Source organism: Bacillus sp. AC266 (assembly GCF_979253805.1).
This window is the reverse complement of the sequence record NZ_CEEDEC010000001.1, coordinates 36202-58246: the sequence shown is the minus strand read 5'-3', so window position 1 is coordinate 58246 and position 22045 is coordinate 36202. Positions and strand designations below refer to the sequence as shown.

Genomic DNA, 22045 nt, shown 5'->3' with positions numbered 1-22045 from the left:
ATTTTTTTATATCATATGTAGAATTGATGTTTTTTCCTTCACTTTGTTAAATAGTTTTCTTTCTTTTTTGAATTTGCTACAATATAAATTACGCAGAGGGATGCATTTTTACAATTGAATACATACTTTAAAGAAGGTGACATGTTTGGAACATTCAGCACATGAAGTAGCAAATTGGCAATATTATTTTGCAATTGCCGTATTTTTAGTCACGTACGGTTTTATTATTTCTGAGAAATTGAATCGTGCTGTAATCGCACTATTCGGTGCTGCTATTATGATTATTTTTGGAATTGTAGATTTACATACTGCTTTCACATCACATATTCAATGGGAAACAATCACCCTTTTAATTGGGATGATGATTCTCGTACATATTACGAGTCAATCAGGCGTATTTGAATTTGTAGCCATTAAAGCAGCAAAAACAGCTGGCGGAAAACCAATCCGCATTTTATTATTACTATCCCTATTAACCGCTGTCGGTTCTGCATTTTTGGACAACGTAACAACCGTATTATTAATCGTACCTGTTACACTATCCATTACACGTATTTTAAAAGTAAATCCTGTTCCTTATTTGATTTCAGAAGTACTATTTTCAAATATAGGTGGAACAGCAACATTAATTGGTGACCCACCGAACATTATGATTGGATCAGCTAATAAGCATTTAGACTTTAATGCCTTTTTACTAAATTTAGCTCCAATCGTAATCATTATTTCTATCGTTACACTTGGCATTATTTACTTCATGTATCGCAACAAACTAAAAACAACGCCTGAGCAAATCGAAAAGCTAATGGCATTAAATGAAAAAGATTATATTAAAGATCAGAGCCTCCTTTTAAAATCCATTACGATTTTAGGACTAACTATTTTAGGCTTTGTACTTCATTCTATTATTCATGTAGACGCTGCCGTTATTGCGATGACAGGTGCTACACTTCTTATGTTAATCGGTGTGAAAGAACATGATATTGAAGATGTATTTGCCCACGTTGAATGGGTAACAATTTTCTTCTTCGCTGGACTATTCGTTCTCGTTGGCGGATTAATTGATATCGGACTTATTTCTTCACTTGCAAAAGAAGTACTCGACGTAACAAATGGCGATATCGGTTTCGCTGCTATACTTATCTTATGGGTATCTGGCATCGCATCTGCGACAATTGATAACATCCCATTTGTCGCAACGATGATTCCACTTATTCAAGATTTAGCTACAGGACTCGGACTATCTGTCGATTCTCCGCAAATTGAAGTACTATGGTGGGCGTTATCACTTGGAGCTTGCCTAGGAGGCAACGGAACATTAATTGGAGCATCAGCAAACGTAGTCGTTGCTGGTATTGCAAAACGTGAAGGACATGGGTTCTCTTATATGGACTTCTTAAAAATCGGTTTCCCCTTAACGATCATTGCGCTATTGTTATCACATGCTTACATTTATTTACGTTATTTAATGTAGAAGTTGTATTGCATGAAATTATGTCGTCAAATAAAAAAGGTTTGCAGCACTATGCTACAAACCTTTTTTCATCACCAAAATATACCTATAATTGCTAATCCACCTAAAATCATACCACCAATTTGTCCGATGATTGTTGGTGATAGTTGAACACCTTTTCTCACTTCAACAACTGGTCTTTCGTGCCTTAGTTGCTGCACTTCACTTTGAAGTTGATGTACACTTCCGTGTAGTTCTTTAATTAGTTCTTTTAATTCAGCGACCTCTTCATTTACTGGCTTACTTTTTTCTAAGTTCATCTCGCATAACTCCTTATAAATTCAATCAGTTCACTGTAAAATTTCGCCAATTATCGTTATATCTCCTGCATACTACATATATAATATGGAATGTACCTTTATTAACAAGACCCTGTTAAGAACAAATTTAGATATTTTAAAAAGACAACTTTCATTAGTTCTTTATATATATAAAGGACTAATATATTCAACAATTCTATTCTTTATAGTTTCTTTTTCATACAAAAAGCTTCACTAAAATTTAGCAGGTGTACCTTGATGAAAATACATTTGCCATCTTCCTTCTCTAAATTTCCATATCGAACTACGTAACGAGTGTTGATTATTTATTTCATTGAATATTCGATAAGTAGTTAATGCTACATCTTTGGATAATGGATGTACTTCGAAATCACTCAAAGTCATTTTTACCACACCAATTCCACTTTTATCGATATCCTCATTTTTATATAAAACTTTACCAGAACTCCCAAACTCAAAAAAATCAGCGGCAAGTATCTTTTTAAGCTCCTTTTGAGATGTGCGAACCCCTGGTTTAAGTAATCGTTCCTCTAGCTGATATAAACACTCTCTTAATGAAGATAAACCTTCCATTAGTACACTCCTCTGCTCATAATTACCCAAATATTACAACTTTTCACTCTACACTACACAATTATTCTGTATGTTTTTGCTAGTTCTGCAGCTCTATCCATTCATCCCACAATATCCCCATAATCATACGATCAAAACACTTTCCGTCTCGCTGAACTGCTTCTCTCATACACCCTTCCATCTGAAAACCCATCTTTTTATACAACGCAATGGCTGCTTTATTATAAGAAATAACATCGAGACCGACGCGGTGTAAATTCATTTCATAGAACGCATACTTTAGAATAATATGTATCGCTTCTTTCCCATATCCCTTCCCTCTATCATTTGCCTCTCCTATACCAATTGCTAATAGACCTGTTCTGTTATTCCACTCTATGCCGTGAATTGCAACAAAACCAATTAAACGATCATCTTGAACTGTTCTTAACATGAAAGAAATACTATTCGATCTCCGTCCCTTTAATAGCCCATCACTCGCTATTTCATGTAACGATTGCGGGAATGCTAAGTCTGTATCTACATTTCTTAAATATTCACTATCTTCTTGCCACACAGCCATTACTTCAGCATCTGTCGCTCTAATAGCTGATAATTTAATAGTTTTATTTTGAAAAAGATTCATTGTCATCTAAAACTCCCCTTTTTTTAAAATAGCGGGGACAATTATTCTGGCCTATTATCCCCTTGTCCTTTGAACTGTTGTATTAACGGGATACTTACAATAAGCGCTGACATTGGCACATCTCCCTTGCATTGAATTAACTTCATTGTATAATTTTTCATTTATTCTAACAATAACAACGATAAAAAGACCCTCAAAATTTAGAGGGCCTTTCCTAATAGCAAAACTGTATTATTTCGTAAACATTTTCTCTGCTTCATCCATTGCCATTTTGTTACCTAAAGCAGAATAGTCAAGCCATGGTTGATCATTAATAATGTATACGTGCTTACCTTTAACAGCTTTTAAGTCTTTCCAAATTGGTGTTTCTTGCAGTTGTTTAAATGCTGCTTTCGCTTTATCATCTCTATTTACAACAACGAAAATAGCATCTGCGTCAAAGTCAGGTAATACTTCTTGTGAAATTACTTCGAAAGGACGGTTTCCATCAATTTTCTCTACACCATTTGCAGGTTGTAATCCTAAGTCTTGGAATAAAATTGGTCCCATCGGTCTTTTCGTACTAAATACACGTAATTCTTTTGCAGTAACGCGAATTGCCATTACTTTTTCGTTAGTACCTAACTCTTTATCTATTAAACTTTTTACTCGTTTTGATTGTTCTTCATAGTCTTGAATATATTTATCTGCTTCTTTCTCACGGTTTACAAGTTTACCTACTTCTTTTAAATGATCTCTCCACGTACCTTCATCTAAATTAAAAGTATGTGTTTTTGCAATTTTTTCGTATTTCGCTAAATCTTTACCAGCATATTTTTCATCAACATAAATTTCAGATGGCTTTAATTGAAGTAACGCTTCCATATTCGGATCTGTTACAACGCCAAGTTTCTTCGTATCTTTCAACTGTTCTTTCACGTGAGGTAAGAAATCTTTTAAATCTCCACCAATTACAGAACCTACCGGTGTAATTCCTAATGCAAGTAAGTTATTCGTTAAATGAATAGACATAGAAGCAATTTTTGGATCATTACTTTTTTCAGTTTTTTTAGTTGCCTCTTCACTAGATTTCGTTTGACCACATGCTGATAATACTAAAATAAACATAATGCTAAATAAAATAGTAAGTTTCTTTTTCATATGTTCTCCTCTTTGAAGTATTTATTTTGTTTTTGTAAGTAAATAAAGAAAATATGGCGCACCTAAAGCCGCTACTACTACGCCAGCTGGAATAGAGTTTGGCTCAAATAAAGATCGCCCTATCGTATCCGCGAGTACTAAAATAATCATTCCAATTATGCCAGCTAACGGAAGGAAATGTTGATATGTACTACCTACTAACTTTCTTGCGATATGCGGAGAAACTAAGCCGATAAAGCCAATTCCCCCTGCCATTGATACACTTGCACAAGACAATCCTACCGCTGTAGCTAAAAGCAGTAACCGTTCTTTTTGAACAGATACACCAAGTCCTGCTGCTACACTATCACCTAGTGACAGTGCATTTAACGTTTTGGATTTCAGCCATGCGTACGGAGTTAGTATCAAAATCCAAGGTAATAATGCTAGGACATGAATCCAATCTCTTCCCCACACGTTACCAACTAACCACCTAGAAGCGAATGTATACGTCTCATCATTTAACTTGAGCGAGAAAAATAACGAAAGTGCACTAAAACCAGCTGAAACTGCAATACCAACAAGAATAAGTCTAATGGGAAGTAAACCTTTCGACCGATCACTCGCAAGCAAAACAATAAGAAATGCAGCTAACACTCCTCCGCCAAATGTAAATAACGGTATTAAAATCGATGCACTCTCGTTAATAGAATGAAAGAAAGTAACAAATACAATAAGCCCGAAAGATGCACCCGAGTGTAATCCGAGAATACCAGGATCTGCGAGAGCATTCCGAGATAATCCTTGCAAAATCGCACCGGAAACTCCAAGGCCAATACCAGCTAACATTGTGATTATAATTCTTGGCATACGATAATCGTATAGCACGGTTGCACTCTCAAAATCACCATAGCCAAAAAGCGTTTGAATTACTTTGAGCGGTGCGATGCTCAGCGTTCCCGTATTTAAGCTAATCAAAACTATAGCAATACTTATACATCCGAAAATTGTAGTTACAGTAATAGCTTTCTTTTTATCCGTGCTAAAAAGATTCTTCACTTATAGCTCACTCCCAACTTTACGTGCTATATAGAGGAAGAACGGAACTCCAACAAGAGCTACCATAATTCCTATCGCAAGTTCTTTAGGAGGATTTACTGTTCTTGCTCCTAAATCAGCTAAAACTAATAAAATAGCTCCTAATAATGCTGACATAGGAATAATAAGTTGATAATTAACACCTACTAATTTTCTAGCAATGTGCGGGATGACCAATCCTACAAATCCAATGGAACCAACAGCTGAAACAGAAACACCTGCTAGAATCACTACCATAATCATCCCGAGTATTCTCGTTCGGTTCGTTTTTACACCTAAATTTGTAGCGACATCATCCCCCATGGATATGAGTGAAATAGATCGCCCTAGCGCTGTCGCAAAAACAATTGTTATGAGAATAATAGGCACTAAAAATTTCAAGTGTTCCCACTTAACTCCCGCAACACCACCAGCATACCAAAACGCTAAATCTTGGCTTAAGTCATAATAAATCGCGACACCTGAACTTAACGAATGTAAAAGCGCGGCCATAACTGCCCCTGCAATCGTTAACCTCATCGGCGTTAGCCCGCCTGATGTTGCTGATCCAATAATAAAAATGAGTACTGTACTTAAAACTGCTCCAATAAAGGAGACAATCATTAAATAGGAATACGGCATATGCGGGAAAAAAGCAAAGCTAAGTGCTACTACAAACATCGCACCTGCATTTATTCCAAGTACACCTGCATCAGCTAAAGGATTTCGTGTTACCCCTTGCATAACAGCTCCAGCGACTGCAAAAGCAGCTCCTACAACTGCTGCGCCAATTACCCTTGGGAGCCTTAATTCATAAATAATTTGATGCTGTGTTAATTTCGGATTATAATCAAAAACCGCTGCCCACACAGTTTGCAAATGGATATCCTTTGCACCAAATGCAACGGCTAAAAATATAGCTCCAATTAAACATATAATTGTTAAGCTCATGAAACATATGAACTTAATATGTATCCAGCGATTATTGCCAGCATGTACAGTAGACTTATGTAACATGTTTCATTTCATCCTTTATATTCAGTTCTTTTTTATAATTATTTTTTATTTATAATCATTATTGATAATAATTATCATTTTCATTTAGATATTATATCCCCACTTTTTTTAAATAGCAAACTATTTTTTTACTTTGTTAAACTATCAAAATACTTATTACAATTCCCTTCTAAAACTTCCAAATACATGCAAAATGATGTACTGTTTTATTTTCAAATTTGTAGTATACTAAGTTATTATTTTGATTTTTCAAATAATAATCCTGAAGGTGAAAACATGTTTTATGTAAAACAACTACTCTATTTTACTTATGAACAAGCATTATCCTGTTTGTTCCCTGTCGTTATTTTTTTAACACTTGCTCTTTCAAAAATCATTTCGATTCCAGGGCTGTACCGATATGATTTCATACTCATCGTATGTCTTCTTATGCAGTGGATTATGTACAAAACAGGTCTTGAAACAAAAGATGAACTAAAAGTAATTACTGTCTTCCACCTCATCGGCCTTTTACTAGAAATATATAAAGTACATTTCGGTTCATGGAGTTATCCTGAAGAGGCGTATTCAAAAGTTTTCGGAGTTCCGCTTTACAGCGGTTTTATGTATGCGAGTGTCGCAAGTTACATATGCCAAGCGTGGAGAAGATTGCATTTACAAATGCATCATTGGCCGAAAGCTATTTTTGCAATACCTCTAGGAGCAATGATTTACTTTAATTTTTTTACACATCATTTTCTATATGACTTTAGATGGGTATTAACTTTAATTTTATTCATTGTTTTCTTTCGCACATTTGTGGAATTTTCATTACGAGGCGTTACATATAAAATGCCGCTCGTACTCTCATTTTTCCTTATCGGATTCTTTATTTGGATTGCAGAAAACATCGCTACCTTCTTCGGAGCATGGCAATATCCAAATCAACGGGAAACATGGAGCCTCGTTCACTTAAGCAAAATTAGCTCATGGTTTTTACTCGTTGTTATTAGCATTATGATTGTTACACAACTCAAACATTTGAAGCAGTCGAAAAGATAATGCTGATTATGTAAAAACAGTTAGCCCATCACTCATTAGAGAGTGATGGGCTTTTTTTAAACCATCCTCATCAAAGGCATTATAGGTTCATCATAATTTACGAGAGCATAAGCAGTTGCACATTATGAACTAGTACTAGCAGAAGAGGTTGCTGCAGATGAAGCGGCAATCGTTGCCATCATAGCTGCCTGTTGTGCTTGTATTAGGACTTCTATCATAGTTTGTAAACCTGTGTTGGTAGCTTTACTCTCCTCACCTTTCTGACTTACGAACAGTTGAATAGCAATAAGAATATTCGTATCTGTATGCCAACGGAATAATTTCTCCCCCTGCAATTTTTCAATCAACGCTTTAATAGAATGAATCTCTTTTTCTCCATCCTCAAGTAACGCTAGTAGCCCGATAGCCGGATAATGCATCTGTTTCACTTTTACCTTTTCTTGTTTTAACAACTTCCATATGTTTGTGCATTTTGCAACTAACATTTCTTCACGGACATCCTTCTTTAGTGAGAGGATATGACTTAAAAACTGAAGATCATTCCCTTTACGCAAACCAGCTTTCGCTAGTTTCTGATAAAGACGTTCTACTCGGTCCATAAGTGTTTCTACATTCTCTGATTGTCCTGCTAGTAAAACCGCGAGTGGATAATCATTTGTACCTGTAAGAAAAAGATGATCCTCTTTCATCCGTTTATATACTTGCATCGAACGCTGAATGTGCGTGCCATGCTGTTCATTTTCTTCTGTTAAAAGCACAGCTGCTGCGAGATAAGTAAATATACTCCGGCTAAAGCCACCAGCGACCAATTGTTCATATAAATCTAAAAACCTCTGAAAAGCTTCCTTGTAATCTGTAAAATGAATATCTAATGTTGCGGCCACCACAAAGCGATGATAAGACTTTAAGTATGAAAACATCCCTACCTGATTCTTAATATAACTACTAATTTCTAAAAAACGTCCGAGATCAAACAGTTTATCACTACCTGCATACATAGCAGCAATCATCATACCTGTTCGAGAATCACTCGTTTTCCATTTTAGTTCTCCCTTTAACTGTGCATATGTATGTGTGTATTGCTCCAACTTTTGTTCCAATGTAATCATAGTATTCCCCCATTTTCTAGTTCCTCTCTTTTATTATACGTATATTCCATATTTAGGAATACCCTATTTCATACAGATTTTGCAACCTTATACTTTCTTCTGTATTATTTTCAATATTTTTCTATTAAGTAATACAAAAAAATAATAACTACCATAAAATTTAGGATGTTTCTTTATCCTAATTGGTTGGTTGGTTTTCTTTCCTTCTTCATCAGCATCACGATGATTAGCGTTCATAATCCTTAATCCTTCAAGAAGTTCAACAACAAAAAAGGATAGATAATAAATTATCTACCCTTTTTTGTCTATATATTATTTAACTTTACCCAAAACTAAAGAGCCTTAATAATACGTTCCATCGCCTTCATTTGCCCAATATGGTCTGCTTCATGATAAAGCATCATACCGTATAGCTCTCCTACTGTTTCCAATCCTAGGAATGGCTCTGGAAGTTTATTTTCAAATGCTTCTACTGGAATTTCGTTAATACGTTTAGCTTGTTCCTTTAATTGAGCCGTTAACACTTCTAACGTTGGTCCTTCTGTTTTCCATTTAGACGGTCTTGAACCATATCCAAACATACCTGGATATTCAGTTGGTAATTGTTTAAATTCTTTTCCAAACATGAAAACTTCTGCTGCCGTTAACACATGACCGATATGCCAGCGAATTGTATTGTTAAAACCCTCTGGCTGCGTATCCACAGTTTTATCATCTAACGTTTCCATAAATTGAAGTAATGCCCCACGCGTTATTTCAAATTGTTTTAAACCAATTATTCTATTCATTTTATCGTCTCCTTTTTTATGTACAATTTATTATGAACTAAGGATGTTAAACTTATTAAAGTTTCACCTTGTTTAATCTATCAGAAACAATTAAAAAATACATCTAATATGCTTACTGAAAACAATAAAAAAGGACCACTCCTCATAAATATAGAAATACTTACTGCACAAATATTACAGTAAACAAAAGAGGAGTGTAATTACATGTTAGATGTTTTAAAACAACAATATAATCTTATTAGTTCTACAAGGGAAAATCTATTTACATTTTTGGAAGAAATTCCACAAGAAAAATTGCACAGTACGGTTCCTAATTTCGGAAGCGGTAGCATTATGAAGACGCATATTCATGTAGCCGATTGCTATCGATACTGGCTTGGAACATTCGCATTTAACCAAAAACGAGCAGATTTCTCATTTGCTAGCGATTATGAAATTGAACATGCAGATGTCACAAAAGTCCGTGCTAGATTTAAGATAGTAGATGAGACTGTACAACGCTTTTTAGATGAATACAATGACCGGTGGCTCGAAAATATAGCAAATGAAGTGAAATGGCAAAAAGAACCTTGGAGCACAACTCCACTATGGCTTTTAACTCATACGGAGACACATGAATTTCATCATAAAGGCCAAATTGTATCAATGACCCGTCACCTTGGATATACTCCTCCTGACACAGACCTTAGTTAATTCAATTGTTCTAACAAATGAATTACTATAACTGTCGTTAGCATTGTTTATGTATACGGAAAGGCTCTTCATTCTTTTTGATATTGTTTATAGTTTTGCAAATTTTTTTACGGCACAAACTTGTATTATATTTTAATTATGTTTGTGTCGTGTTCTTATTAATTAGTTTCATATCCATAAAAAATATATTAATATGTTTCCTTTTATTATTTCAGTTACCTAATCAATAAGAGGTTCTTTCTTTTTATTATGACTTTATACACGATAAATACGAAAATTCCGAAAATAAAAGTTGAAAATGCTGGTAACACTTTATCATTTGGCACGTACACACTCCAAAAAGAATTAAGAAGCGCATGAAAAATTAGACACATAAAAATACTTTTAGTTGCGTTAAAAATTGTAGTTAATAAGAACGATACGGCAATTGTCGTAATTATAAAGGCTATAAAATCCCTTTGAGTTTGATTCGTGCCTGGAATAAACCATAACGGCCAGTGCCAAATAGCCCATATAACACTCACAATAACCGTACTAAAAAATGCCGAATTTTTTTCTGAAGGGCAGGTTGTAAAATCCTCTCCATCCAATTTCTTCAAGACCACCACCAACGATCATTGTTGGAAAACTAAGTAATGCCACGTATAATGGTTTTTGCATCGTTGCTCCACCAAATATCGTTGGAAGATAACAGCTAATAAAAGCTAGAACAACGATTAGAACATACCATACAAAGTGATGCCTAGAATTAACAATATTTTTAATAAACACTCTGAACTCTTCTTTTGATCCATATTTTTTCTTTAAACTAATTGCAACGATTGCCGGCATGATTCCCCCGAAAACAAATAATATCATCGCTAGCGGTGTACCAAATGTCGTAATGTTTAATTTTATTAAGCTAATTAATAGCCCCCATAGTATCCATGTAAATATAAAAGTTCGTATTACATATCGTTTAATCTCATTCCCCATTTACTTGCCTCCTTTATTTTAATTAGAGCATAAATTTAGAGATATGAAAATCACTTATGCTAAATTATTCCAAAACATTAAAGGAACCTCCCTACTCTATCAGGCTTTTCTGGATAAGCCGACTCCTACCTACTTTGCTTCGGTCAAGGTTCGAAGTTGGAGTCTCACTATCCGTTAATACGGGATAAACAAACAAAAAGAAGGAGCATGTTTTGAGAACCAATCAAAACATGCTCTTGTAAAGTGACAATAACGTTATTTAATTCTTGTTTAACTACGGTGCAAATTAGTGGGAAAGGCTTATTTTCCACTAAAAATATTTATAAAAAATTCATGTTCATTTAAAAGTGGAATGAAAAGCAATAATAATAGTATTATCAAAAAAATTGTTGATACATTTTGTTGTGTATAAAACTTTTATTATTTGTTTTAGGTATACCATACCATTATAAAATTCATGTAACATCAAAGTAAGATACATACTTTTCAAACGATACACAAAATAAAACTCTTCTTCAATGTATATCAAAAATATTTATATACTCTATCACCAACCTTAAGGAGAAATTTATAATGAGATTAGAGAGTGAAAGAATTTATTTAAGGCCCCTTTGCGAGCTAGATGCGCCCATTATATTAGAAAGTACAATGGATGAAGAAATAAGATATATGACTGGAACCAAGCCTACTTTTTCATTGGAGCAAATTAAAGCACATATAGATAATATAAATAATGATTCAAATCGCTATGATTTCGCTATTTGTTTAAACAGCACTGACGAAATGATTGGAGAGTTATCGATTTTAGATATCGATGAGGAGAACCAAAGAGCTGGATTCAGAATATCTATGCTTTCTATTTCATTAACAGGGAAAGGCTACGGAACTGAAGCTATGAAAATAGTTTTAAGATTTGTTTTTGAACAACTCACATTCAATCGTTTACAGTTAGAAGTATTTAGCCATAATTTACGTGGAATTAGAGCTTATGAAAAGGTTGGGTTTGTAAAAGAAGGAACCTTACGTCAATCCTTATTTTATAATGATACGTACTCGGATGAAATTATTATGGCAATACTTAAAAATGATTATAAAAATATGCTATAAAGAACCGATACTTGTTTCATCCAAGTATCGGTTCTCTCTATACAAAAGTGCCATTTTTTCTTACATATAAAACAAATATTTCTCCACTTAATTCCTTGCAAAAGACTCCCTCGTCACCTCAATAAATTGCTGCAGTGGCGCTGTCATCCATTTATCTTTATGCCAAGCAATTTGCGTATAGATCGGAGTAATTGTATTCTTTAAGACTAATTCCTTTATCGTTCCCTCTCGTATATCTTTTTCTACTACTATTGCTGGCAAAACTGCTATACCTAAATCTGCAATAACGCATTGTTTAATTGCCTCGACACTAACAAATTCAATCTTATTTGCTGGGTATACATCTTCCGCACGGAATAACTCTTCAAATAAAGTCCGATACGAGCAACCTAGTTCTGTTAGTAAAAGTGTTTCGCTTTCTAAATCTTTTGTAGAAACGGAAGGTTGTTCAAGTAAACGATGCGTAGGAGCAGCTACTACTTTTAATTCTTCTTTCATAAGTGGCTCCACATGTAAAACATCCTCTGTTTTACATTCGTCCAAAATAAATACAAGATCTACTTTCCCCTCCATCAATTGTTCCTTCGCATCTTTATTGGAATGTGCAGGTTTAAATATAAGCTTTATTTGGGGAAATTGTGCTTTAAATTTCTTTAATATAGATGGAAGCCTATATGTACATTGACTTTCTTGTGCACCGATTATTAACGTACCCGCTATTTCCTCATCATCTTTCACAGCCATTTTCGCTTCGTTACTGAGTGCAATCATCTTATCAGCATATAGTTGAAACTTCCTGCCTGCTTCAGTTAAGAAAAGACGTTTTCCTAACCTTTCAAATAATGGCGTGCCTAGCTCAGCCTCTAACGTTTTAATTTGCGCCGTTACACTCGATTGAGCAAAGTTCAATTTCTTCGCAGTTTGCGTAAAGTTCAAAGTGTCCGCTGCTACTTTAAATGTAATTAATTGTTTTATCTCCATTTATCATCCCTCTTTTCAATCGGTATTTCCGATTGATTTCATCGAAATAATCCTCTTTGTCTATTGATATTTGTATTGTATGATAAATAGCATCGACAAACAATAAAATGGAGGTATTCCATATGAAAGCACTTTGTTTCGAACAGTTTGGAAGTCCAGATGTACTACAATATAAAGAAATACATGATCCAATCATAAATCCAAATGAAGTTCTTGTTCGCATGCAAGCAATCGGTTTAAATTTCGCTGATATTTATAGACGCCGCGGTGATTATCATCTTGCTGGCAATCCGCCTTATATATTAGGTTATGAAGGCGCTGGTATTGTTGAAAAAGTAGGAGCTAACGTTACCACTATCAATCCTGGAGACCTCATTGCATTTGCTGACGTTCCATTCTCAAATGCAGAATTAGTTGCCGTTCCATCTGAAAAAGCAATTACGCTTCCAGATTCTATTTCTTTTGAAACAGCCGCTTCTGTCTTATTACAAGGATTAACAGCACATTATTTAACGAAAGATAGCTATCAAATAAAACAGGGTGATATAGCTTTAGTACATGCCGCAGCTGGTGGCGTTGGTCAACTTCTCGTTCAAATGATTAAACTACTGGGCGGAACAGTAATCGGTCTTACATCATCAAAAGAAAAAGCACAAGTAGCTACGTTAGCTGGTGCTGATCACGTATTTTTATATACTGAAGCATGGCATACAAAAGTACTTGAATTAACTAATGGTGCCGGAGTAAATGTTGTGTATGAATCAGTAGGTTCTACTTTAGAAGAAAGTTTTAAAGCTACTAAAGTTGGTGGTACCGTTGTATTCTATGGAATGGCTGGCGGTAATCCCGCGCCTGTAGATCCACGTATGCTTATGGATACTTCAAAAACTTTAACTGGCGGAGACCTTTGGAACGTTCTTACTACGTATGAAGAACGCAAGCAACGCTCTACTCAATTATTTGATTGGATCACTGCAGGAGAATTAAATATCGCGAGTCCAACTACATTCGCTTTACAAGATGGTGCTCTTGCACATGAATTATTAGAGAGCCGTAAAAGTACTGGGAAGATTTTATTAATTCCGTAATCGTTCCACTTTAAAAAGGAAAGATAAGCATACTAAAAGAGCATCGATTCCGATGCTCTTTTAGTATGGAATTTTATTAGTTTCTTTTTATTCCAGTAATTTTCGGCTCATCATATGAAATAATGTCGATGATATGGTTCAAACAAGGAATTTGATAGTGAACGCACTGCTCTTCAGGAAATATAAATTCAGCAATTGTTCCTGTTTTAACGAAATCCAAATATCTTGATTTTGAGTAAACTCTAAAAATTCTACCTTCTGAAATTTCGTAGTCATCCATTACAGTAAACGATTCATTAGTAACGGAGTAAGCAACATACGATTCAAAATCCAATTGCACAATTGGCAGATTGTCATCAACATCAATGGATGATGCTTCTATTTCAACCTCATCTGTAATTTTCGCGAGTCCCTTAGTTTTGTTAACTTTACACCTATCAATAAGTACCCTCAGTGAATTTTCTTCAGGTTCAAACAATTTGTTTAAATATATATATCCTTTAAATTCCATCAAATCTTGAAAATCCATTATTCCCCCCCATTTTGAAAATCTAAAAGGAATCGTAATACACCCTGTTAAATTTCCACACTTTCTTTCCCTTTTGCAACATAACTCATATCCCCAACTGATTCGACTGTGTACTTCCCATCTTGATATGCAATTTTCGTCACACTAGCATTTTCCACTCCCAGTTTTGTTTTACTACTGTCTAACATTTCTATTAAGGCAGTAATCAAAAGCCCATGAACGACAACTAAAACGTTGCCACCTCCATTTTTAGCAGCTTCTTCACTAATTTTATCAATCTCTGTTTTTATACGAGTAGAAAATAATTCCCAATCTTCCGCCTGTTTCGTAGGGTCTGCTGCTCTAATAAGATTAATCACTTCTTGAATAGAAAACTTCATGAGTTCTTCTGGAGATGCAACGCCCGCAGCTTTTCCAACCACATCCCACATATTTTCAAGTTTTTCACCTTCAAAAATACCAAAATTTAATTCTCGTAAATCTTTTCTTTTCTCAAGTTTCAATTTTGATTGCTCACTATATTTTAATACTAAATTAGCAGTTTCAATCGCTCGACCGCTATCACTACTATACGCATTCGCAAAATGAACATCTTTTAATCCCGTTCCTAAATTAGAGGCAACTTCCACACCTTTTTCTACTAACGGAGAGTCTGCCCAACCTTGCGCGCGATGATTCGCATTTAATATTGTTTTACCGTGTCTTGTAACATATAACGTAACTACATTCTCATTGCTATCTGTTTCTCGATTCTTCATCATATTCTCTCCCTTTACATTTCTATATCAATTTTACCATCTCAATTATTCATTGAGCAAAATATACGTAAGTAGATCTGCTTAATAAAAAAAGCTATCTTTCTGTATATCCCTACAAAAAGATAGCATCTTTTATGATTACATTTCCTAATCGATTCTCCTACTCAGCAAAAGCACTCGAATACTGTACAACCCCTTCTACACCTTCAAGAGCATTTTCTGTTAATTCCATTACCATAAACACTTCTTCAGGCACTTCAAATGGTGCTTTTATATTCCACTCACTTGCTTTTTTAAATCCGAATTTCGGATAGTACTCTGGATGTCCTAATACTACAACTGACCCGTATCCAAGTTCTTTCGCTTTTTCTAACGCAGCTCCAATAAGCTTTCCACCAATTCCTTTCTTCTGATGGCCCCTAGCTACTGAAACTGGTGCAAGTGCTAATGAATCTACAGTAGTCCCACCTTGTTCTATTGTAATTTTCGATAACATAATATGCCCGACTATTTCCTCATCTACTGCAACGATTGATAATTCAGGAATAAACGCGTCACATTCTCTAATACGTTTTACAAGTTCATGTTCCTTTTTATCACTAAATTCTTCATTTAAAAATGCCTCTTTTACAACTTCTTCTGTCTTTCTATAATCATTTTTTTGTTCTTGTCTAATCGTTACCATTCTATATTATCCTCTATTCTTTCTTATTTCTTTTTCAATTTTACGAAGCGCTTTTTTCGATCCGCGCTCAATATCGTGTTGCATTTTTCTTTCTTTATAATCAACAAATAGTGTATTTAAATCATATCCTTCTGGGTATAATTCTTTCGCCGCTACCTCTAAAGTAATACGTTTCACATTCACTTCAACGAATTCACCGTTATAATATACAACGACATTATAGAAATTATCTTTTTCCTTATATACAATCCCGAAATCGTTATGATCTAACAAATTCACACGGTCGCCGATTTTATATTCATAGTCATTTTCTCTTTTTTCTTGCACCATTTTCGGTTTTCTAATCTTACTTTCATTCACTTTTTCTATAGCGTATTCTTTATTTCCCATATACTCTTTCGCTCTTTGCAGTACATGTTCTCTCACATTCATTTTATTCGCAATCCAAAGTGCATTACTTTCACCTGATTTACCGATCACTAATTTATAAAGTGGCTCTAGTGTTTCACTATTAAATTGCATTGCTGCGTTCATAAAATCATCGTGCATTTCTGAAAAGCGTTTAATTTCACCGTAATGCGTACTCGCAATTGTAATACATCCCGCAAGATAAAATTCTTCTAAAATAGATATCGCAAGCGCCGCACCTTCATTCGGTTCTGTACCGCTTCCTATTTCGTCAAATAACAGTAACGTATTATTATTTGACATCCTCATAATTTCAGAAAGATTTTTCATATGAGATGAAAATGTACTTAGTGCATTTTCGATACTTTGGTTATCACCAATGTCTACAAATACATTTTCGAAAATAGCAATTTCCGTTTCTTTATCTCCAGCGATGTGAAGGCCTGACATTGTCGCTAATGTTAACAATCCAATTGTTTTTAGCACAATTGTTTTCCCGCCTGCATTCGGCCCAGTAATAATTAAACTACGGTATTCTTGACCGATTTCAAAGTTTAATGGTACTACTTTTCCACTTAAAAGCGGATGCTTACAATTCATTAAATGAATGTAGCCATGATCGTTTAATTTCGGCTCTATTCCATCGATTGATTTACTAAACTTCGCTTTCGCAAATACCATATCATATTGGCTAATTAGTTCCATATTAATTTTTATATGATAAATATTTTCTAATACCATTCCTGATAAAGTCGCTAAAATTTGATACTCTTCCATCGCTTCTTCTGCTTTCCAACTTGCGAGTTCCGTATTTAACTTTGTAACCGTATGCGGTTCTATAAATACAGTTGAACCTTTAGCGGAAGCTTCAACTATACTTCCCGCAACTTGATTTTTATAAGAAGATTTAATTGGAATCGTATACCTATCGTCCTTCTTACTAATAAAGAATTCCTGAATATATTTCTTATTTGCACTACTATTTAAAAACTTCGTTAAACGTTCTTTTATTTTTCCGTCTACAGAATCAATGTTATTTCGAATTCGTTTTAACTCTTTACTCGCAGCTGCATCAATGCTATTTCCTTTAATTGAAAAGTTAATTTCCTCTTCAATACTTTTATATTCAGTCATTGAATTCGCATAAGAAGCTAATACTGGCGCAAAAAATTCTTTATCTAACATAAAATTTTTAATCTTTCTACAGCCACGTAAAAAGTCTGAAACACTTACTAACTCTGCTGGATCTAAAATCATCCCTTTTTCTAATTTTTGAATTGTACTAGCGATATTAGAAATTCCGAAGAAAGGCACATGCCCTTCTGCATCTACTATAGCTCGTGCTTCTGTCGTTTCATTCAAGCGATTCCTCACTACTTTTATACTCGTACTCGGCTCTAATTTATTTAATAGTTCTTTACCTAATCCACTTACACAATAAGATTTCACTATATCCTTTAATTCGTTATATTGTAACTTTTCAAAAGTCATCGTATTCATTTTGTTTCTCCTCACTATGATTGGTTTTTATCATCAATGAAGATACCTACTCATTAGATTCCAATGAGTTCTACATTATTCAATTATCATTTTTATACATTAAAAACATATACAAAAAAGCTGCGGGGATACCGCAGCTTTTACATTTACAAGGCATGTGTAATAACATATGAGAAAATAAGCCATAAAAACAAATGGCAATCCCCTTATTACACGCTTTATAAAGTATTGTAGGTATCTTCATAGGTTTCGAAATAAATGCATGACAAAATTAGGGGTATGATATACATAAAAATCCCCTGGTCTTATCCGATTTATTTCATTAAATTTTTCCTATTTAGTACCTACCGCACTCACAAAAAGCACCTCTCATTAATTTATATTTTATGTTCATTGAAATCTAATTTATTGAAATCATCATACTATATGTTTTGTAATAAGTAAAGATGTCAGACTTTTGCCCTTCACACCTGAGGAAGGACAATTTTTTCGGATAATGCTTTTTTCACTTTGTAGACTGTAAAACTTTCATATAATCAACCTTTTTCTCAAGGGTCTTTTTCGCATCTTCAGCCGTTACTATATAATCTACAGCAATATTTTGTAATACATCTTTATTAGTATTTGGCAGCTGAATCGTTATATCTTCTACACTACTTTTACTATTTTCAATCGTTTTATTAAATTCCTGAATACTTCTTGCAACCTCCGCTAATGTTTCCATATGTACAGGATTATTTACATCTAAAACAGTATTACTTCTAAAAACTACCGTATAATACTGCTGTAAATTTTTCTTCGCTATTTCTTTCTCAGCATTCTTATCGGAAACATTATCCCCAGTCTGCATTTGATCAAAAGTAAGTATAGTGTTATTCTCTTTTTCTCCATAGTATGTATTAAATTTCTTTTGTAAATCATATGTTTTCTTTTTCATTTTATAATTGTCATTATTTACTTCTGGAGAGATTTGTCCATCAAAATAAAGTTGAAATTGCAAATGCGGTTCATCGACTTGCTGCACAGAAGCTATCCGCCCCTTTGGACCAAGGAAATCCTTTCCGTTATCCAGTGTTTCAACTCCGTTTAATTTAACAGACATACCATATTCCGCTTTTGTATAATTTTGTGCTTTTTGTTCAATTTCTTCATCCGATATATCACATGATGTTAATAGTAATAAACTAAAAACTATGCTATATTTCATTTTTGTTTTTTTCATATCGCCTCTCCTTTTGCTACTACTTCCTATACAGAAATACCCTTAAAAATTTTAAATTACGATTTATATAAAGAACTTCCTCTAATAACCGCTACATCAAATTGTCTTCGCTGACTTGAATAATAAAAACTCATCATCTTGCTTTAGAAAAAAATAATAACCACAAGTGTAAAAACACCCATTTGTTATTACTTTACACTTATAGTGTATTTTTACACTATAATCATTTTATCGTAAAGCAAATATAACATCTATTAAAATCACGTTAAAAACATACTAATACTTAGTTCTATAGCAATCACAGTACGGTTTTTATCGTATCCAATTTTAAAGTAGCAACTTTAATTTCGTTGTAGAATAATTAAATAAGCGCCTCCGCTATTGCGAATGTCATTTACTTTCCCTAATACATTTAATAATTATGACAAGCAATCATAGGAGGTTACTATATGAGCGAAGAAAATATTATTTTACATGGACCTGCTCTTGAACCAAATTTAATTGGCCCCACACTCCCACCAATTCCACCATTTACATTCCCAACCGGACCTACTGGAATCACAGGACCTACCGGTGCGACAGGTTTTACTGGAATTGGAATAACTGGTCCCACTGGGATTATAGGACCTACTGGAATTGGAATAACTGGTCCTACTGGTGTTACAGGAATTACTGGAATCGGAATAACTGGTCCTACCGGCGCTACTGGAATTGGAATAACCGGTCCCACTGGAGCGACCGGTTTAGGAATTCTCCCGGTATTTGGAACAATAACTTCTGAAGTAGGTATCGGTTTTTCAGCAGTAGTTAATACAAATGTTAATTTGACAATTCCAGGACCTGTTAGTGGAACTACTCTAACCCCAGTAGACAACTCCATTACAATTGATACCACTGGTGTGTACTCTGTATCTTTTTCAATTGTATTTGTGATACAAGCTATTTCGTCTAGTATATTAAACCTTACAATAAATGATTCCATTCAATTCGCCATTGAAACACGAGTTGGTGGTGGTTCTGGGGTAAGAACTACATCCGCTAGAACTGATCTATTACCTTTAAACCAAGGAGATGTCCTTCGAGTACGAATAAGAGAAGCCACGGGTGACATTATTTATTCCAATGCATCTCTTGTTGTTTCAAAAGTCGACTAGTTCATTTATTAAAATAAAGATTTAGGAATGATAACAATGTAAAAAGAAGAGGAAACTTATATTTCAGTCTACCTCTTCTTTTCATCACCAATTTACTGCTGAACATATATGGAAACTGAGCCTCCACTTACATAGAACTGCCCCCATCCGTCCTTATTAATTGTTACAGTATTTGTTTGATTACCCGTAATATCGTACCATACTTCCCCAGCGTTATTCTTTCCAACATCCATCCACTTTGATCCTCCTGGTCCGTCCGAGAGTAATGTCGCTAAACCAGAATTAGCATGTACACCATCGCCTTCTCTTGTCCAGCCAATCACATCTGGATGGTCTAAATAATCACGCTGCGTACCATATGCAAAGTTTTTCCGTGCCGTCAAAATTGGATCAATTTTACCTTTTAACGCTGGAATTTCATAACTACTATTTCCGCTTGTCCCATAGTAATCACCATAGAAAACTGAAGGATAGCCCTCTGCACGAGTTAAAATAAATGCATATGCCAGCGGCTTAAACCACGGAATTACTACAGATTCCAATGACTGCCCAGGCTGAGAATCATGATTCTCAACGAGAGTAACTGCGAGTGCAGGGTGATTTTTCATTACTGTTCCATTTAAAATATTTCTCATATCATAATTCCCATTTCCTGTTGAAGCATAATGAAAATTGTAATGAAGCGGTGCATCAAACACAGATTGATTATAATTGACTTTCGCTAAATAATTGTTTAAAGCCTGAACATCATTTTGCCAATATTCAGCTACTGTAAACATTTCTTTCCCCGTTTGCTGTCTGGCATGATTTACCCAATCGCGTAAATATTCATGATCAATATGTTTAACAGCGTCCAAACGAAAGCCATCTAAATTTAATTCATTCGCATACCATGTTCCCCAATTTTTCATCTCATTCGCAACATCAGGATGATCAAAATCAAGATCTGCATACATCAAATAATCATAATTTCCATTTTCGCTAGACAATTCCCAATCCCACGCTTTATCTACACCCCTAAATTTATAAATTCGATTTAATTTCCTTCCTTCATCCCAATCCGTTCCGTCAAAATGATACCATTTCCATTTGAAATTAGAATAAGCATCTCCGCGACCTGGAAAATTAAACCCCGTCCATGCACTAATTTGATAATCACCTGATACTTCAATATTTCGATTGTTACGGTCTACCTCTACAGCTGTTACGGTTTCAGTATAATCAGCCCCACCTTTATGATTCATAACTACATCACCGTATACGTCGATGTTTTGCTTATGTAAAGCGTCAATTGCAGATTTCAACTGTGCTTTCGTCCCATATTTCGTCCGCACCGTTCCTTTTTGATTGAACTCCCCTAAATCATATAAATCATAGGCCCCATACCCTACATCATTTTGCGAAGTCCCTTTATATGCAGGTGGTATCCATACAGATGTGATTCCTTTATGAGCTAAACTTTCAGCATCGGAACGCAAACGATTCCAATGATTCCCATCATTCGGAGCGTACCACTCAAAATACTGCATTAATGTTCCATTGTTCACTGTTGCTGCTTCCGCCTTATTTCCCTCATATATATTAGGAAAAAGTAAAGTAAACAATAAACAGACTACCGTAATCCTTTTCAACATATTTACACCATCCCCTTCAAGAAAACGTTTGCATAATTTGTTAAAGTTATTATAATATTCGTTCTACAGTTAGTAAAGTAACAATCTTTTAATCTCTCACATTATTTTTCAAAATATGAATTCAACTATTCCACAAGTACCCCATATAGTTTAAAATTCACATCGGATTCA

At 34.6% G+C, this 22045-nt stretch carries 21 protein-coding genes and 2 pseudogenes; 6 read left to right on the top strand and 17 right to left on the bottom strand.

The window, feature by feature from the left end; genetic code table 11:
* The first annotated feature begins 145 nt into the window (after nucleotides 1–145).
* Complete coding sequence (locus AC0IXC_RS00305; protein ID WP_002142598.1) at nucleotides 146–1471, top strand: ArsB/NhaD family transporter; 1326 nt, start codon at nucleotides 146–148, stop codon at nucleotides 1469–1471.
* Nucleotides 1472–1542: 71 nt separating this feature from the next.
* Here AC0IXC_RS00305 and AC0IXC_RS00300 read toward each other — a convergent pair whose 3' ends face one another.
* The 6 genes from AC0IXC_RS00300 to AC0IXC_RS00275 all read right to left on the bottom strand — a co-directional run bounded on the left by AC0IXC_RS00300 (nucleotide 1543) and on the right by AC0IXC_RS00275 (nucleotide 6202).
* Nucleotides 1543–1770, bottom strand: coding sequence for a coiled-coil domain-containing protein (locus AC0IXC_RS00300; RefSeq protein WP_002033458.1), 228 nt, complete (start codon nucleotides 1768–1770; stop codon nucleotides 1543–1545).
* A gap of 234 nt (nucleotides 1771–2004) precedes the next feature.
* Nucleotides 2005–2364 (bottom strand): nuclear transport factor 2 family protein, encoded by a 360-nt coding sequence (locus AC0IXC_RS00295; protein ID WP_002033457.1) that lies wholly within the window; start codon nucleotides 2362–2364, stop codon nucleotides 2005–2007.
* A gap of 79 nt (nucleotides 2365–2443) precedes the next feature.
* Entirely contained in the window at nucleotides 2444–2995 is a 552-nt protein-coding gene (locus AC0IXC_RS00290; RefSeq protein ID WP_471652429.1) for a GNAT family N-acetyltransferase, read from the bottom strand.
* A 225-nt stretch (nucleotides 2996–3220) separates the two neighbouring features.
* Nucleotides 3221–4129 (bottom strand): iron-hydroxamate ABC transporter substrate-binding protein, encoded by a 909-nt coding sequence (locus AC0IXC_RS00285; RefSeq protein WP_016120578.1) that lies wholly within the window; start codon nucleotides 4127–4129, stop codon nucleotides 3221–3223.
* A gap of 21 nt (nucleotides 4130–4150) precedes the next feature.
* Complete coding sequence (locus AC0IXC_RS00280) at nucleotides 4151–5167, bottom strand: FecCD family ABC transporter permease (RefSeq protein WP_002142602.1); 1017 nt, start codon at nucleotides 5165–5167, stop codon at nucleotides 4151–4153.
* Entirely contained in the window at nucleotides 5168–6202 is a 1035-nt protein-coding gene (locus AC0IXC_RS00275) for a FecCD family ABC transporter permease (protein WP_002142603.1), read from the bottom strand.
* Nucleotides 6203–6478: 276 nt separating this feature from the next.
* Here AC0IXC_RS00275 and AC0IXC_RS00270 point away from each other — a divergent pair, with 276 nt between their 5' ends.
* On the top strand, nucleotides 6479–7243 hold the full coding sequence (locus AC0IXC_RS00270; protein ID WP_002142605.1) for a DUF817 domain-containing protein: 765 nt from the start codon (nucleotides 6479–6481) through the stop codon (nucleotides 7241–7243).
* A 122-nt stretch (nucleotides 7244–7365) separates the two neighbouring features.
* On the opposite strand, the pseudogene AC0IXC_RS00265 reads toward AC0IXC_RS00270, so the two are convergent.
* The 3 genes and pseudogenes from AC0IXC_RS00265 to AC0IXC_RS00255 all read right to left on the bottom strand — a co-directional run bounded on the left by AC0IXC_RS00265 (nucleotide 7366) and on the right by AC0IXC_RS00255 (nucleotide 9140).
* Nucleotides 7366–8402: pseudogene (locus AC0IXC_RS00265) on the bottom strand (DUF4003 domain-containing protein).
* A gap of 37 nt (nucleotides 8403–8439) precedes the next feature.
* On the bottom strand, nucleotides 8440–8589 hold the full coding sequence (locus AC0IXC_RS00260; protein WP_181462953.1) for a hypothetical protein: 150 nt from the start codon (nucleotides 8587–8589) through the stop codon (nucleotides 8440–8442).
* Nucleotides 8590–8684: 95 nt separating this feature from the next.
* Nucleotides 8685–9140, bottom strand: a complete 456-nt coding sequence (locus tag AC0IXC_RS00255) for a DinB family protein (protein WP_471652428.1) — start codon at nucleotides 9138–9140, stop codon at nucleotides 8685–8687.
* A 204-nt stretch (nucleotides 9141–9344) separates the two neighbouring features.
* On the opposite strand from AC0IXC_RS00255, the gene AC0IXC_RS00250 reads away from it, so the two are divergent.
* Nucleotides 9345–9833 (top strand): DinB family protein, encoded by a 489-nt coding sequence (locus tag AC0IXC_RS00250; protein WP_002190289.1) that lies wholly within the window; start codon nucleotides 9345–9347, stop codon nucleotides 9831–9833.
* 215 nt (nucleotides 9834–10048) lie between these two features.
* On the opposite strand, the pseudogene AC0IXC_RS00245 reads toward AC0IXC_RS00250, so the two are convergent.
* A pseudogene (locus tag AC0IXC_RS00245) lies at nucleotides 10049–10808 on the bottom strand (CPBP family intramembrane glutamic endopeptidase).
* A gap of 573 nt (nucleotides 10809–11381) precedes the next feature.
* Between AC0IXC_RS00245 and AC0IXC_RS00240 the strand changes: the two are divergent.
* Nucleotides 11382–11915, top strand: a complete 534-nt coding sequence (locus AC0IXC_RS00240) for a GNAT family N-acetyltransferase (RefSeq protein ID WP_002190291.1) — start codon at nucleotides 11382–11384, stop codon at nucleotides 11913–11915.
* 87 nt (nucleotides 11916–12002) lie between these two features.
* Here AC0IXC_RS00240 and AC0IXC_RS00235 read toward each other — a convergent pair whose 3' ends face one another.
* The gene (locus AC0IXC_RS00235) at nucleotides 12003–12896 is read right to left on the bottom strand and encodes a LysR family transcriptional regulator (RefSeq protein ID WP_427278870.1); all 894 of its coding nucleotides are present in this window, start codon (nucleotides 12894–12896) and stop codon (nucleotides 12003–12005) included.
* A 122-nt stretch (nucleotides 12897–13018) separates the two neighbouring features.
* Here AC0IXC_RS00235 and AC0IXC_RS00230 point away from each other — a divergent pair, with 122 nt between their 5' ends.
* Nucleotides 13019–13984, top strand: coding sequence for a quinone oxidoreductase family protein (locus tag AC0IXC_RS00230; RefSeq protein WP_427278871.1), 966 nt, complete (start codon nucleotides 13019–13021; stop codon nucleotides 13982–13984).
* A 76-nt stretch (nucleotides 13985–14060) separates the two neighbouring features.
* Here AC0IXC_RS00230 and AC0IXC_RS00225 read toward each other — a convergent pair whose 3' ends face one another.
* The 5 genes from AC0IXC_RS00225 to AC0IXC_RS00205 all read right to left on the bottom strand — a co-directional run bounded on the left by AC0IXC_RS00225 (nucleotide 14061) and on the right by AC0IXC_RS00205 (nucleotide 19086).
* Complete coding sequence (locus AC0IXC_RS00225; protein WP_215559921.1) at nucleotides 14061–14513, bottom strand: hypothetical protein; 453 nt, start codon at nucleotides 14511–14513, stop codon at nucleotides 14061–14063.
* Between the two features lie 47 nt (nucleotides 14514–14560).
* Nucleotides 14561–15271 (bottom strand): histidine phosphatase family protein, encoded by a 711-nt coding sequence (locus AC0IXC_RS00220; protein ID WP_471652427.1) that lies wholly within the window; start codon nucleotides 15269–15271, stop codon nucleotides 14561–14563.
* Between the two features lie 160 nt (nucleotides 15272–15431).
* On the bottom strand, nucleotides 15432–15956 hold the full coding sequence (locus tag AC0IXC_RS00215) for a GNAT family N-acetyltransferase (RefSeq protein WP_471652426.1): 525 nt from the start codon (nucleotides 15954–15956) through the stop codon (nucleotides 15432–15434).
* Nucleotides 15957–15962: 6 nt separating this feature from the next.
* A complete protein-coding gene (locus tag AC0IXC_RS00210) occupies nucleotides 15963–17864 on the bottom strand; it encodes an endonuclease MutS2 (RefSeq protein WP_002033444.1) in 1902 nt (633 codons plus the stop codon).
* A gap of 505 nt (nucleotides 17865–18369) precedes the next feature.
* Nucleotides 18370–19086 (bottom strand): hypothetical protein, encoded by a 717-nt coding sequence (locus AC0IXC_RS00205; protein WP_002142611.1) that lies wholly within the window; start codon nucleotides 19084–19086, stop codon nucleotides 18370–18372.
* Nucleotides 19087–19535: 449 nt separating this feature from the next.
* Between AC0IXC_RS00205 and AC0IXC_RS00200 the strand changes: the two genes are divergently transcribed.
* Nucleotides 19536–20240 carry an exosporium leader peptide-containing protein gene (locus AC0IXC_RS00200; protein ID WP_471652425.1) on the top strand — a complete coding sequence of 235 codons (705 nt, stop codon included), beginning with the start codon at nucleotides 19536–19538 and terminating at the stop codon, nucleotides 20238–20240.
* Between the two features lie 92 nt (nucleotides 20241–20332).
* Here AC0IXC_RS00200 and amyS read toward each other — a convergent pair whose 3' ends face one another.
* Entirely contained in the window at nucleotides 20333–21874 is a 1542-nt protein-coding gene (gene amyS / locus AC0IXC_RS00195) for an alpha-amylase (RefSeq protein ID WP_471652424.1), read from the bottom strand.
* Between the last annotated feature and the right edge of the window lie 171 nt (nucleotides 21875–22045).

Bases quoted from the DNA above. Each gene is read 5' to 3' on its own strand.
- AC0IXC_RS00210 (WP_002033444.1), bottom strand. From the start codon at position 17,864: ATGAATACGATGACTTTTGAAAAGTTACAATATAACGAATTAAAGGAT.
- AC0IXC_RS00200 (WP_471652425.1), top strand. From the start codon at position 19,536: ATGAGCGAAGAAAATATTATTTTACATGGACCTGCTCTTGAACCAAAT.
- AC0IXC_RS00285 (WP_016120578.1), bottom strand. From the start codon at position 4,129: ATGAAAAAGAAACTTACTATTTTATTTAGCATTATGTTTATTTTAGTA.
- AC0IXC_RS00230 (WP_427278871.1), top strand. From the start codon at position 13,019: ATGAAAGCACTTTGTTTCGAACAGTTTGGAAGTCCAGATGTACTACAA.
- AC0IXC_RS00295 (WP_002033457.1), bottom strand. From the start codon at position 2,364: ATGGAAGGTTTATCTTCATTAAGAGAGTGTTTATATCAGCTAGAGGAA.
- AC0IXC_RS00205 (WP_002142611.1), bottom strand. From the start codon at position 19,086: ATGAAAAAAACAAAAATGAAATATAGCATAGTTTTTAGTTTATTACTA.
- AC0IXC_RS00300 (WP_002033458.1), bottom strand. From the start codon at position 1,770: ATGAACTTAGAAAAAAGTAAGCCAGTAAATGAAGAGGTCGCTGAATTA.
- AC0IXC_RS00255 (WP_471652428.1), bottom strand. From the start codon at position 9,140: ATGAATAGAATAATTGGTTTAAAACAATTTGAAATAACGCGTGGGGCA.
- AC0IXC_RS00290 (WP_471652429.1), bottom strand. From the start codon at position 2,995: ATGACAATGAATCTTTTTCAAAATAAAACTATTAAATTATCAGCTATT.
- AC0IXC_RS00220 (WP_471652427.1), bottom strand. From the start codon at position 15,271: ATGAAGAATCGAGAAACAGATAGCAATGAGAATGTAGTTACGTTATAT.
- AC0IXC_RS00275 (WP_002142603.1), bottom strand. From the start codon at position 6,202: ATGTTACATAAGTCTACTGTACATGCTGGCAATAATCGCTGGATACAT.
- AC0IXC_RS00260 (WP_181462953.1), bottom strand. From the start codon at position 8,589: ATGAACGCTAATCATCGTGATGCTGATGAAGAAGGAAAGAAAACCAAC.
- AC0IXC_RS00225 (WP_215559921.1), bottom strand. From the start codon at position 14,513: ATGGATTTTCAAGATTTGATGGAATTTAAAGGATATATATATTTAAAC.
- AC0IXC_RS00270 (WP_002142605.1), top strand. From the start codon at position 6,479: ATGTTTTATGTAAAACAACTACTCTATTTTACTTATGAACAAGCATTA.
- AC0IXC_RS00235 (WP_427278870.1), bottom strand. From the start codon at position 12,896: ATGGAGATAAAACAATTAATTACATTTAAAGTAGCAGCGGACACTTTG.
- AC0IXC_RS00215 (WP_471652426.1), bottom strand. From the start codon at position 15,956: ATGGTAACGATTAGACAAGAACAAAAAAATGATTATAGAAAGACAGAA.
- AC0IXC_RS00240 (WP_002190291.1), top strand. From the start codon at position 11,382: ATGAGATTAGAGAGTGAAAGAATTTATTTAAGGCCCCTTTGCGAGCTA.
- amyS (WP_471652424.1), bottom strand. From the start codon at position 21,874: ATGTTGAAAAGGATTACGGTAGTCTGTTTATTGTTTACTTTACTTTTT.
- AC0IXC_RS00250 (WP_002190289.1), top strand. From the start codon at position 9,345: ATGTTAGATGTTTTAAAACAACAATATAATCTTATTAGTTCTACAAGG.